This window comes from Streptomyces actinomycinicus (assembly GCF_016741775.1).
GTDB lineage: Bacteria > Actinomycetota > Actinomycetes > Streptomycetales > Streptomycetaceae > Streptomyces > Streptomyces actinomycinicus.
On sequence record NZ_JAERRK010000006.1, the window covers coordinates 170,413 to 182,583 of the forward strand.

General features: G+C 69.3%; 10 protein-coding genes. 6 read left to right on the forward strand and 4 right to left on the reverse strand.

The window, feature by feature from the left end; all coding sequences use genetic code 11:
* Nucleotides 1-183 precede the first annotated feature (183 nt).
* The 6 genes from JK359_RS14655 (at nt 184) to pknB (ending at nt 8,520) form a co-directional block, all read left to right on the forward strand.
* Nucleotides 184-1,047: an FHA domain-containing protein gene (locus JK359_RS14655; protein WP_201835680.1), complete on the forward strand. Its 864-nt coding sequence runs from the start codon at nt 184-186 to the stop codon at nt 1,045-1,047.
* Nucleotides 1,048-1,057: 10 nt separating this feature from the next.
* Nucleotides 1,058-1,585: an FHA domain-containing protein FhaB/FipA gene (locus tag JK359_RS14660; protein ID WP_201835682.1), complete on the forward strand. Its 528-nt coding sequence runs from the start codon at nt 1,058-1,060 to the stop codon at nt 1,583-1,585.
* 140 nt (nt 1,586-1,725) lie between these two features.
* A complete protein-coding gene (locus JK359_RS14665; protein ID WP_201836038.1) occupies nt 1,726-3,390 on the forward strand; it encodes a Stp1/IreP family PP2C-type Ser/Thr phosphatase in 1,665 nt (554 codons plus the stop codon).
* A gap of 27 nt (nt 3,391-3,417) precedes the next feature.
* Nucleotides 3,418-4,860, forward strand: coding sequence for an FtsW/RodA/SpoVE family cell cycle protein (locus JK359_RS14670; protein ID WP_201835683.1), 1,443 nt, complete (start codon nt 3,418-3,420; stop codon nt 4,858-4,860).
* Nucleotides 4,857-6,341: a peptidoglycan D,D-transpeptidase FtsI family protein gene (locus tag JK359_RS14675; protein ID WP_201835684.1), complete on the forward strand. Its 1,485-nt coding sequence runs from the start codon at nt 4,857-4,859 to the stop codon at nt 6,339-6,341. Before JK359_RS14670 ends, JK359_RS14675 begins: the two co-directional genes overlap by 4 nt.
* 172 nt (nt 6,342-6,513) lie before the next feature.
* The gene (gene pknB / locus JK359_RS14680) at nt 6,514-8,520 is read left to right on the forward strand and encodes a Stk1 family PASTA domain-containing Ser/Thr kinase (protein WP_201835685.1); all 2,007 of its coding nucleotides are present in this window, start codon (nt 6,514-6,516) and stop codon (nt 8,518-8,520) included.
* Nucleotides 8,521-8,675: 155 nt separating this feature from the next.
* Here pknB and JK359_RS14685 read toward each other — a convergent pair whose 3' ends face one another.
* The 4 genes from JK359_RS14685 to JK359_RS14700 all read right to left on the reverse strand — a co-directional run bounded on the left by JK359_RS14685 (nt 8,676) and on the right by JK359_RS14700 (nt 12,153).
* Nucleotides 8,676-9,431, reverse strand: a complete 756-nt coding sequence (locus JK359_RS14685; RefSeq protein ID WP_201835686.1) for a class E sortase — start codon at nt 9,429-9,431, stop codon at nt 8,676-8,678.
* 27 nt (nt 9,432-9,458) lie between these two features.
* Complete coding sequence (locus JK359_RS14690) at nt 9,459-10,607, reverse strand: class E sortase (RefSeq protein WP_201835687.1); 1,149 nt, start codon at nt 10,605-10,607, stop codon at nt 9,459-9,461.
* The gene (locus JK359_RS14695) at nt 10,604-11,242 is read right to left on the reverse strand and encodes an aminodeoxychorismate/anthranilate synthase component II (RefSeq protein ID WP_201835688.1); all 639 of its coding nucleotides are present in this window, start codon (nt 11,240-11,242) and stop codon (nt 10,604-10,606) included. Before JK359_RS14695 ends, JK359_RS14690 begins: the two co-directional genes overlap by 4 nt.
* Before the next feature lie 221 nt (nt 11,243-11,463).
* Nucleotides 11,464-12,153, reverse strand: a complete 690-nt coding sequence (locus JK359_RS14700; RefSeq protein ID WP_201835689.1) for a class E sortase — start codon at nt 12,151-12,153, stop codon at nt 11,464-11,466.
* Nucleotides 12,154-12,171: the final 18 nt, after the last annotated feature.

Below are 12,171 nucleotides of genomic sequence, written 5' to 3' on the forward strand. Positions count from 1 at the left end.
GTCTTCGCCCGCCTCTACGATCCATGGCAGCAGGACGCGTGCCAGGAGTTCGAAGCGGAGCGGCTGGGGGAACCGGCTGATTGGCGGGCGCGTAGATACGATCAGTGAGCAGCACCAGCAGTACCGGGCAAGGCAGCGGCACACAGCAGGGCAACACGACGGCAGGAACGGAGGAGGTGCCCCATGGGAGTCCTGAAGAAGTTCGAGCAGCGTCTCGAAGGTCTGGTGAACGGCACCTTCGCCAAGGTCTTCAAGTCCGAGGTCCAGCCCGTGGAGATCGCGGGTGCGCTCCAGCGTGAGTGCGACAACAACGCGACCATCTGGAACCGCGACCGGACCGTCGTACCCAACGACTTCATCGTGGAGCTGAGCGCGCCGGACCACGAGCGCCTCAGCCCCTACTCCGGGCAGCTCGGCGACGAGCTGGCCGGCATGGTGCGCGACTACGCCAAGCAGCAGCGCTACACCTTCATGGGCCCCATCAAGGTCAACCTGGAGAAGGCCGACGACCTGGACACGGGCCTGTACCGGGTGCGCTCGCGCACCCTCGCCTCGTCCAGCAGCCAGCAGGCGGCGCCCGGGGCCCCCGGCGCCCCGGCGGCCGCCCGCCCCGGCCAGGGCTCCTCCGGCGGATACGGCTACCCGTCCGCTCCCGCCGGCGCGCCCCCGATGCCCGCCGCGCCGCCGCCCGGCGCCCGCCCCGGCGGGTACGGCTACCCGCAGCCCGCCACCCAGCGGCCGGCGGCGGCCCCGATGAGCGGCGGGCGCACCCGCTACTGGATCGAGATCAACGGCACCCGCCACCAGATCTCCCGCGCGACGCTGGTGCTGGGCCGCAGCACCGACGCCGACGTGCGGATCGACGACCCCGGCGTCTCCCGCCGGCACTGCGAGATCCGGACCGGAACGCCCTCGACGATCCAGGATCTCGGCTCCACCAACGGCATCGTGGTGGACGGGCAGCACACCACCCGCGCTACGCTCCGCGACGGCTCGCGGATCGTCGTGGGCAGCACCACCGTTATCTATAGGCAAGCCGAAGGGTGAAGCGGGGGCAATGTCAGAGCTGACCCTCACGGTCATGCGGCTGGGTTTCCTGGCCGTACTGTGGCTGTTCGTGATCGTGGCCGTGCAGGTCATCCGGAGCGACCTGTTCGGTACGCGCGTCACCCAGCGCGGATCGCGTAGGGAAGCGGCCAGGCCGCAGCAGGCGAGCCGCCAGCAGGCCCGGCAGCAGTCCACGCCGCCGCAGCAGCGCGCCCAGCAGGGCGGCGGCCGGCGCGGCCGCAACGCCCCCTCGAAGCTGGTCGTGACCGAGGGCACACTGACCGGCACCACCGTCGCGCTCCAGGGCCAGACCATCACGCTGGGCCGGGCGCACGACTCCACGATCGTGCTGGACGACGACTACGCCTCCAGCCGCCATGCCAGGATCTACCCGGACCAGGGCGGCCAGTGGATCGTCGAGGACCTCGGCTCCACCAACGGCACCTACCTGGACCGGTCCCGGCTGACGACACCCACACCGATCCCGCTGGGCGCGCCGATCCGCATCGGCAAGACCGCGATCGAGCTGCGGAAGTAGTGCTACATCATGAGTAAGCGCGAGCGGAGCGAGCACGCAGCGGCAGGCCGCACCCCGGTCTCCGGCGCGCTCCCAACCGGAGGGTGGGCAGTGTGGCTCGACACGACCGGCTGTACCCGGAGCCGACGGGCGAGGTGCGCATGAGTCTGTCACTGCGCTTTGCCGCCGGATCGCACAAAGGCATGATCCGGGAGGGCAACGAGGACTCCGGTTACGCCGGTCCGCGCCTGCTCGCCATCGCCGACGGCATGGGCGGCCAGGCCGCCGGCGAGGTCGCCTCCTCCGAGGTGATCTCCACCCTGGTCACGCTCGACGACGACGTGCCCGGCTCCGACCTCCTCACCTCCCTCGGCACCGCCGTGCAGCGGGCCAACGACCAGCTGCGCGCCATGGTCGAGGAGGACCCCCAGCTCGAAGGCATGGGCACCACGCTCACCGCGCTGCTGTGGACCGGGCAGCGGCTCGGCATGGTGCACGTCGGCGACTCGCGAGCGTATCTGCTCCGTGACGGTGTGCTCACGCAGATCACCCAGGACCACACCTGGGTGCAGCGGCTGGTGGACGAGGGCCGGATCACCGAGGAAGAGGCCACCACCCACCCGCAGCGCTCCCTGCTGATGCGCGCCCTCGGCAGCGGCGACCACGTCGAGCCCGACCTGTCGATCCGCGAGGTCCGGGCCGGGGACCGCTACCTGATCTGTTCCGACGGCCTGTCCGGCGTCGTCTCCCACCAGACGATGGAGGAGACCCTCGCCAGCTACCAGGGCCCGCAGGAGACCGTGCAGGAGCTGATCCAGCTCGCACTGCGCGGCGGCGGCCCCGACAACATCACCGTCATCGTCGCCGACGTGCTCGATCTGGACACCGGGGACACCCTGACCGGACAACTGTCCGACCAGCCCGTCGTGGTCGGTGCCGTCGCCGAGAACCAGCACCACCTGCACGACAACGGCATCATGCAGACCCCGGCAGGCCGCGCCTCCCACCTGGGCCGCCAGGGCCACGGGGGCGGCGAGTTCGGCCCGCCCGGCTCGGGCGACACCCCCGGGTACGCACCGGCGGGCGGCTTCGACGAGTACGCCGAGGGCGACTTCACCAAGCCGCGCAAGCAGCGCAGATGGCTGAAGACCTCGCTCTACGGCGCCCTGGCCCTCGCCGTCGTCGGCGGCGGCCTGTACGGCGGCTACCGCTGGACGCAGACGCAGTACTACGTCGGCACCAAGGACGAGCACGTCGCGCTGTACCGCGGGATCAGCCAGGACCTGGCCTGGGTCTCGCTGTCGAAGGTCGAGAAGGACTACCCCGGCATCGAACTCAAGTACCTGCCGCCGTACCAGCAGAAGAAGGTGAAGGCGACGATCACGGAGGGCGGACTGGCGGCGGCCGAGACGAAGGTCAACGAGCTGTCGGTGCAGGCCTCCGCCTGCCGGAAGCTGGCCGAGCGCAAGGCAGCCGAGAAGGCGCGGAGCAACGCCAAGGACAACGCCAGGAACAACGGCAAGGACAAGGCGGGCGGCGCGGACGGCACCGGCACCACCGGCGGCGCCGACACCACCGGTGGCACCACCGGGACCGTCACCCACACCGCCTTCACGCAGACCGCCTTCGCTCAGCCCGCGTTCGCTCAGGCCGCCTTCACCAAGGCCTCCCCGACGCCGAACACGACCCCGAACCCGTCGGACTCGAAGTCGCCCTCGACGTCCCCTTCGAAGTCTCCGTCCACGACCCCGTCCGCGACCCCCAGCCCCGGCCCCACTCTCTCGGAGGATGAGCAGAAGGTCGTCTCGCTGTGCGGTAAGCAGTAGGCAAGCCGTGAGAGGCCCAGTCACACGATGAGCAGTACTACGAACTCGCCGACGCATCACACGTCCACGATCGGCGCCATCGGCGCACCGAGCCGCCGCAACACCGAGCTGGCCCTGCTGGTCTTCGCCGTGGTCATCCCGGTGTTCGCCTACGCCAACGTGGGCCTGGCCATCGACGACAAGGTCCCCACGGGCCTGCTGAGCTACGGTTTCGGCCTCGCCCTGCTGGCCGGCGTCGCCCACCTCGCCGTACGCAAGTTCGCCCCGTACGCGGACCCGCTGCTGCTGCCGCTGGCCACCTTGCTCAACGGTCTCGGGCTGGTGTGCATCTGGCGGCTCGACCAGTCCAAGCTGCTCCAGTCGCTGCCCGCCTACTTCACGGCCGCCCCCCGCCAGCTGCTGTACACCGCGCTCGGCATCGCCCTGTTCGTGGCGGTGCTGGTCTTCCTGAAGGACCACCGCGTCCTCCAGCGCTACACGTACATCTCGATGTTCAGCGCCCTGGTGCTGCTCATCCTGCCGCTGGTGCCGGGCCTCGGCGCCAACATCTACGGCGCCAAGATCTGGATCAACATCCCCGGCCTCGGCTCCCTCCAGCCGGGCGAGTTCGCGAAGATCGTCCTTGCGATCTTCTTCGCCGGCTACCTGATGGTGAAGCGGGACGCCCTGGCCCTGGCCAGCCGCCGTTTCATGGGCCTTTACCTGCCCCGTGGCCGCGACCTCGGTCCCATCCTGGTCGTCTGGGCCATCTCCATCCTCATCCTGGTCTTCGAGACCGACCTCGGCACCTCGCTGCTGTTCTTCGGCATGTTCGTGATCATGCTGTACGTCGCCACCGAGCGGACCAGCTGGATCGTCTTCGGCCTGCTGATGTCCGCGGTCGGCGCCGTCGGTGTGGCGAGCATCGAGCCCCACGTGAAGAGCCGCGTCCAGTCCTGGCTCGACCCGATGCACGAGTACGTCCTCAGCCGCCAGGGCAGGGCGGGTCACTCCGAGCAGGCCATGCAGGCCCTGTGGGCGTTCGGCTCCGGCGGGACCATGGGTACCGGCTGGGGCCAGGGCCACTCCGACCTGATCCGGTTCGCCGCGAACTCCGACTTCATCCTCGCCACCTTCGGCGAGGAACTGGGCCTCGCCGGCGTCATGGCGATCCTGCTGATCTACGGCCTGATCGTCGAGCGCGGTGTGCGCACCGCCCTCGCCGCCCGCGACCCGTTCGGCAAGCTGCTCGCCGTCGGCCTGTCCGGCGCCTTCGCCCTCCAGGTCTTCGTGGTGGCCGGCGGTGTCATGGGCCTCATCCCGCTGACCGGTATGACCATGCCGTTCGTGGCGTACGGCGGCTCCTCCGTGCTGGCGAACTGGGCGCTGATCGGCATCCTCATCCGGATCAGCGACACCGCCCGCCGCCCGGCTCCCACCCCCGCCGGCAACCCCGACGCCGAGATGACCCAGGTGGTCCGCCCGTCATGAACAAGCCCCTGCGCCGAATCGCGATCTTCTGTGGCCTGCTCGTCCTGACGCTGCTGCTGCGCGACAACTGGCTCCAGTACGTCAAGGCCGACAGCCTCAAGGACGACCCGAAGAACCGCCGCGTCACCATCGCCCGCTACGCCACCCCGCGCGGCGACATCATCGTCGGCGGCAACCCGATCACCGGGTCGTCCGGGAGCAGCAAGACCGGTCTGAACGACCTGAAGTACAAGCGGACCTACAAGAACGGCCCCATGTGGGCGCCGGTCACCGGGTACGCCTCGCAGGCGTTCGGCGCCACCCAGCTGGAGTCCCTCGAGGACGGCATCCTCACCGGCAACGACGACCGGCTGTTCTTCCGCAAGACGCTGGACATGATCACCGGCAAGGAGCAGCAGGGCGGCAACGTCGTCACCACGCTCAACGCGAGCGCGCAGAAGGCGGCGTACGAGGGCCTGAAGAGGCAGGGCGGCAAGGGCGCGGTCGTCGCCCTGGAGCCCTCCACCGGCAAGATCCTGGCGCTGGCCTCCTACCCGTCGTACGACCCCTCGTCCTTCGCGGGCAACAGCAACGACGACGCCGCGGCCTGGAAGAAGCTGCAGAAGAAATACAACCCCAACGACCCGATGCTGAACCGGGCGCTGCGCGAGACCTACCCGCCGGGCTCCACCTTCAAGGTGGTCACGGCCGCGGCGGCGCTGGAGAACGGCAAGTACACCTCGGCCGACGAGAACACCGACTCGCCGCTGCCGTGGACCATGCCGGGCACCACGACCCAGCTGAAGAACGAGGGCAACATCCCGTGCAAGAACGCGCCCATGCGGGTCGCGCTCCAGTACTCCTGCAACACCGTCTTCGGCAAGATCGGCTCCGACCTCGGCAACGACAAGATGCTCGAGGAGGCGAAGAAGTTCGGCTTCGACGCCGAGCAGTTCACGCCGGTCCGCGCCACCGCGTCGGTGTTCTCCGACGACATGAACCAGTCGCAGACCGCGCTGTCCTCCATCGGCCAGTACAACACCGCCGCCACCCCGCTCCAGATGGCCATGGTCGCCTCGGCGGTCGCCAATGACGGCAAGCTGATGAAGCCGTACATGGTCGACTCGCTGCAGTCCCCCAACCTGGACCCGGTCGCCACGACCGAGCCGGAGGAGCTGAGCCGGCCGCTGTCACCGGAGAACGCGCAGATCCTGCAGGACATGATGCAGACGGTGGTCGAGAAGGGCACCGGTACGCGGGCGCAGATCGACGGCGCGAAGGTCGGTGGCAAGACCGGAACCGCCCAGCACGGTGTCGAGAACAGCGAGAACCCCTACGCCTGGTTCATCTCGTACGCCAAGGTCGCCGACGGCAGCTCGCCGGTCGCCGTGGCCGTGGTGATCGAGGACGACGCGGCCAACCGCGACGACATCTCCGGTGGCGGTCTGGCCGCGCCGATCGCGAAGGACGTCATGAAGGCGGTCATCGACTCCAAGAAGTGACCCTGCACACGTCCCCTTCACATCGCTGCACGTTGCGATACCGGTCCTGTATCGGGTTACGGGCTTGGCCAGGTCACACACAGCGAGCCGGGTACGGTAGGCCCGGACGGCAGCCTCCGGCCGCGCACAGAGGTGTGCGGCCGAGACCGACGGAGAGGGCTGGTAGGTAGCTATGGAAGAGCCGCGTCGCCTCGGCGGCCGGTACGAGCTGGGCCAGGTGCTCGGTCGTGGTGGCATGGCGGAGGTCTACCTCGCGCATGACACCCGCCTCGGCCGCACCGTGGCGGTGAAGACGCTGCGCGCGGACCTCGCGCGCGATCCGTCCTTCCAGGCCCGGTTCCGCCGGGAGGCCCAGTCGGCCGCCTCGCTCAACCATCCCGCGATCGTCGCGGTCTACGACACGGGCGAGGACTACATCGACGGGGTCTCCATCCCGTACATCGTGATGGAGTACGTCGACGGGTCCACGCTGCGCGAGCTGCTGCACTCCGGCCGCAAGCTGCTGCCCGAGCGCGCGATGGAGATGACCATCGGCATCCTCCAGGGCCTGGAGTACGCGCACCGCAACGGCATCGTCCACCGCGACATCAAGCCGGCCAACGTCATGCTGACCCGCAACGGTCAGGTCAAGGTGATGGACTTCGGCATCGCCCGCGCCATGGGCGACTCCGGCATGACCATGACGCAGACGGCCGCGGTGATCGGCACGGCCCAGTACCTCTCGCCGGAGCAGGCGAAGGGTGAGCAGGTCGACGCGAGGTCCGACCTCTATTCGACTGGCTGCCTCCTCTACGAGCTGCTGACCGTCCGGCCGCCCTTCGTGGGCGACTCCCCGGTGGCCGTGGCCTACCAGCACGTGCGCGAGGAGCCCCAGCCGCCGTCGGTCTTCGACCCCGAGATCACGCCCGAGATGGACGCCATCGTCCTGAAGGCCCTGGTCAAGGACCCGAACTACCGCTACCAGTCGGCCGACGAGATGCGCGCCGACATCGAGGCGTGCCTGGACGGCCAGCCGGTCGCCGCCACCGCCGCGATGGGTTCGGTGGGCTACGGCGGCTACCCGGACGACCAGCCGACGACGGCGCTGCGCGCGGACGCGGGCGGGGGAGCGACCACCATGCTCCCGCCGATGAGCCCCGACGACGGCGGTTACGGCTACGACGACCGCCCCGACCGCCGGCGCCAGCAGAAGAAGTCCAACACCTCCACGATCCTCCTGGTGGTCGCGGGCCTGCTGGTCCTGGTCGGCGCGATCCTGATCGGCAAGTTCGCCTTCGACGGGCACAACGCGGGCGACAGCAAGGTGGCCGTGCCGGCGTTCGTGGGCAATTCGCTGGAGCGGTCGAACAAGATGGCCGAGAACGTCCATCTCAAGCTGTCGGTCTCCAAGAAGCGCTGCGAGAACCAGGCCACCGGCAACGTGTGCTCCCAGAGCATCACCGCGGGCAAGAAGGTCGACAAGAACACCACGATCGACGTGGTGGTCTCCACGGGCGCACCGAAGATCGCGGTGCCCAGCGTCCTCGGCCAGACCTTCACCGACGCCAAGGCGACGCTGGAGGGCGACAAGTACCAGTTCAACGTCGTGAAGAAGGAAAAGGTCTCCCCGGAACAGCCGGGCACGGTCGTGGAGCAGGACCCGAAGCTCGGCAAGGAGGTCGAGAAGGGCACCACGATCACCCTCACGGTCGCCAAGGCCGAGGAGAAGATCACCGTCCCGGACGTCACCGGCAAGTCCTGTGACGAGGCGAAGGCCGAGATGCAGGCCAAGGGCCTGGTGCCGTCCTGCAACGACACCCCGGTCACCGACCCCGCCCAGGACGGCAAGGTGCAGAACACCAACCCGCCCGCGGGCCAGCAGGTCGTCAAGAACACCAACGTGGTGATCAACGTCGGCAAGGCACAGCAGCAGCAGAAGACGCAGGTCCCGAACGTGCGTGGCCGCACGGTCGCCGTGGCCCGGCAGATCCTGAACGCGGCGGGCTTCACGAACATCCAGTTCGCCCCGGGCAGCGACACCGGCGACAACGCGCTCGTCGCCGACCAGGACCCGAAGGGGAACCAGCAGGTCGACGACCCGGCCGGCACCACGATCACCCTGACGACCGTGGGCTTCGGCGGCAACAACAACGGCAACAACGACAACGGCGGCACCATCTTCGGCGGCACCAACGGCTGACGACGCCACCGGCACATGTGAGTGGGCCCCGCCCGGGATCGTCCCGGGCGGGGCCCGCTGCCGTTTCCGGGGCGCCGGGCTCGAGGCGTCGGTGCCGCCTCAAGGCCGTCGAGCCGGTGGGCCGTCGACCACCGAAGTCGCCCGGAGAGCCCCTGTCAGTCCCGGAGTTCCTTCGGGGGGGTCCGGTCGGGATCGACCTTGTCGACGCGGACCAGTTCGCCCCAGACCACGTAGCGGTAGCGGGAGGTGTAGACCGGGGTGCAGGTCGTCAGGGTGATGTAGTGGCCCGGCTTCTTGCGGCCGGACTCCTCGGGGACCTGGGAGAGGACGTCGACGTTGTACTTCGAGGTCTCGGGCAGGATCGAGTAGACCTTGTAGACGTACCAGTCGTCCCGCGTCTCGAAGACGATCGGGTCGCCCTTCTGCAGCTTGTCGATGTTGTGGAACTTGGCGCCGTGGCCGTCCCGGTGCGCGGCGAGGGTGAAGTTGCCGTCCTTGCCCGTGGAGGGCAGCGTGGCCTTGGCCGGTTCCGTGTAGTAGCCGGCCACACCGTCGTTGAGGACGTCCGCGCCCGTGCCCTTCTCGACCAGGACCTCGCCGCCGCCCATCGCCGGCACGTGCAGGAAGCCGATGCCGTCCGCGGTGTCGAGCGCTCCGGGCCCGGAGTCCGCCCCCTGCGCCCAGTGCTCGCGGACCCTCTCACCCTGCCGGTCCGCCTTGCGGTCCGCTATCACGTTCGTCCACCACAGCGAGTAGACGACGAACAGGCCGAGCAGCACACCCCCGGTGATGAGGAGTTCACCGAAGACGCTGACCGCCATCGCGATCCGGCCGGGGCGCAGGCGGCGCGCGACCGGATCCGGTTCGGACGCACCCGTGGTCTCTTCGGTCTCGTCAGTGGTCGCTGCCACAGTTCCTCTGCCCTTACTCGATGAGCCCTACTCGATGAGCGCGTCCGGCTTGCCCTTGCTGCGCGGGCGTTCCTGGACCATCTTGCCCCAGACGATCAACCGGTACTTGCTGGTGAACTCCGGCGTGCAGGTGGTGAGGGTGATGTAGCGGCCGGGTCCGGTGAAGCCGGAGCCCGGCGGGACCGGGTCCAGCACACTCGTGTTCGACGGCGGGGTCACCGGAAGCGTCGAAGTGACCTTGTACACGAAGTAGGTGTCCTGCGTCTCGACCACGATCGCGTCACCGGCCTTGAGCCGGTTGATGTACCGGAACGGTTCACCGTGCGTGTTGCGGTGGGCGGCGAGACCGAAGTTGCCGGTCCGGGCGTCGGGCATCGCCGTCTTCAGCGGGGCCTCGCCGTAGTGCCCCACCATGCCCTTGTCGAGCACGTTCTTGTTGCTGACGCCCTCCGCGATGGGCGCGGCCACGTCCAGCTCGGGGATGTGCAGGATGGCGAACCCCTGCCCCGGCTCGAAGACTCCCGGGTTGCGCTTCCCGCTGGCCCAGTCGTCCTGCAGCTGGCTGGCCTCGCTGCCGGCCTGCGCGTGCGCGCGGACGTTGGTCCACCACAGCTGGTAGGTGACGAACAGCAGCATCAGCACACCGGTGGTGATGAACACCTCGCCGATCGCCCGGCTCGCGCGAGTGGCCGGGCTCGGCCTGCGCAGCCGTGCCTGCCGCCGGGCCTCCACCCGCGTCAGCGGCCGCTGCGGGCCCCGCTCCGCCGGGGACGAGAACGACGAGGACGGCGAGGACGGTGATGATGCCGATGACGCCGATGAGGCAGACGGGGAAGACGATGCCGTCGCCGGTTCCCGGGCCCCGGCGCGCCGGCGCCCACCACGCCGCTTGGCGGCCCTTCTGCGGGCCGCACGGCCACCCGGTGTGACTCCGGCGGCAGCAGAGGCCGATGAGGCCGCAGAGGGCCGTACGGACTCGCCTCCGCCCGGCTCCGGAATGCGCAGCGCCATCGTCTCCTCGTCCACGGGAGGCAACGGCGCCGTCGCCGGGTCCGGCCGGCGTCCTCCGTACGGCTGCGCACCGCCGGAGGGCTCGTACGGCCGCGCACCGCCGGAGGACTCGTACGGTCTCTCGCCGCCGTACAAGTCCTCGCGCTCGGGGCGCAGGGCGGTCACGCCGTGGCCCTGCCCACCACCGGGGCGAGCCCCGCCGACCTCGCCACGGCACCCTGGTCGCCGCACTCCACCAGCCAGTTGGCCAGCATCCGGTGCCCGTACTCGGTCAGCACCGACTCGGGGTGGAACTGCACGCCCTCCACCGGGAGTTCCCGGTGCCGCAGGCCCATGATGATCCCGTCGTGCGTGCGGGCGGTCACCTCCAGCTCGGCCGGGACCGTGGCCGGCTCGGCGGCCAGCGAGTGGTACCGGGTCGCCGTGAAGGGCGAGGGCAGCCCCGCGAAGACGCCCTTGCCCCCGTGCTCGACCGGCGAGGTCTTGCCGTGCAGCAGCTCGGGCGCCCGGTCGACCACACCGCCGTACGCGACCTGCATGGACTGCATGCCGAGGCACACACCGAAGACCGGCACGCCGGTCGCGGCGCAGTGGCGGACCATGTCCACGCACACGCCCGCCTCCTCCGGCGTCCCGGGACCGGGCGAGAGCAGCACACCGTCGAAGCCGTCCTGGGCGTGTGCCGTCGACACCTCGTCGTTGCGCAGCACCTCGCACTCGGCGCCCAGCTGGTACAGGTACTGCACCAGGTTGAAGACGAAGCTGTCGTAGTTGTCGACGACGAGAATCCGAGCACTCACTGGTTGTCCACCGTCACATCGTTGAAGGGCAGCAGCGGTTCGGCCCATGGGAAGACGTACTGGAAGAGGACATAGACCACGGCCAGGATCAGGACCAGTGAGATCAGCGCTCTCACCCACGCGTTTCCCGGCAGATGCCGCCAGATCCAGCCGTACATGCCGTCCCTTGCCGTCCCTTCCGTATCCTCTACGGCACCAGACCCACGCCGTACGTCACCAGACTAACGGCGCAACGCCTTCGGTTCGCCTGCCTCCACAGGCTGTGTGGAATCCAGGTGCGCCCAGACGATCAGCCGGTGGCTGTGTCCCCATTCCGGATCGCACGTGGTCAGTGTCAGGTACCGGCCCGGACCCGTGTATCCGGACTTACGTGGGACAGGGTCGATCACCTCAACGTCGGTCGGCACGGTTTTGTAGGGCCCTTTGTCGACCCGATACGTGAACCAGGTCGTTCCGTCCGTGAGCACCACCGCGTCACCGGGCCGCAGCCTGGGGAAGTCCTTGAACGGGTCGCCGTAGGTGCGCCGGTGCCCGGCGACCGCGAAGTTGCCCTTCCGGCCGAGCCGCGCGGTGCCCCGGTAGTGTCCGAGGCCCTTGGCCAGCTCGCCCCGGCCGGTGCCCTCCAGCACGGGCTTGTTCCACGTGAAACCGAGCCGGGGGATGTACATGATCGCGAAGGGCTCGCCCTCGCGGTACGGACCCGGCCCGGTCACGCTCACCGTCCGCTCGCCGGGAGCGTCCCGCTGCCGCACGGTGCCGGTGGACCACTGCCGGTGCAGCCGGTCGATCTGGTCGTTCATCGCGCCCTCGGCCTGCACACCCGTCCAGAACAGCACGTAGACGACGAAGAGCACGATCAAGGTGCCCAGGGTGATGCACAGTTCGCTGACGGTCCTGACGATCACACGCACCGGCGGCTCCCGGACGGA

Coding starts and splice junctions, on each gene's coding strand:
- JK359_RS14655 (WP_201835680.1), top strand. CDS start 184: ATGGGAGTCCTGAAGAAGTTCGAGCAGCGTCTCGAAGGTCTGGTGAAC.
- JK359_RS14660 (WP_201835682.1), top strand. CDS start 1,058: ATGTCAGAGCTGACCCTCACGGTCATGCGGCTGGGTTTCCTGGCCGTA.
- JK359_RS14665 (WP_201836038.1), top strand. CDS start 1,726: ATGAGTCTGTCACTGCGCTTTGCCGCCGGATCGCACAAAGGCATGATC.
- JK359_RS14670 (WP_201835683.1), top strand. CDS start 3,418: ATGAGCAGTACTACGAACTCGCCGACGCATCACACGTCCACGATCGGC.
- JK359_RS14675 (WP_201835684.1), top strand. CDS start 4,857: ATGAACAAGCCCCTGCGCCGAATCGCGATCTTCTGTGGCCTGCTCGTC.
- pknB (WP_201835685.1), top strand. CDS start 6,514: ATGGAAGAGCCGCGTCGCCTCGGCGGCCGGTACGAGCTGGGCCAGGTG.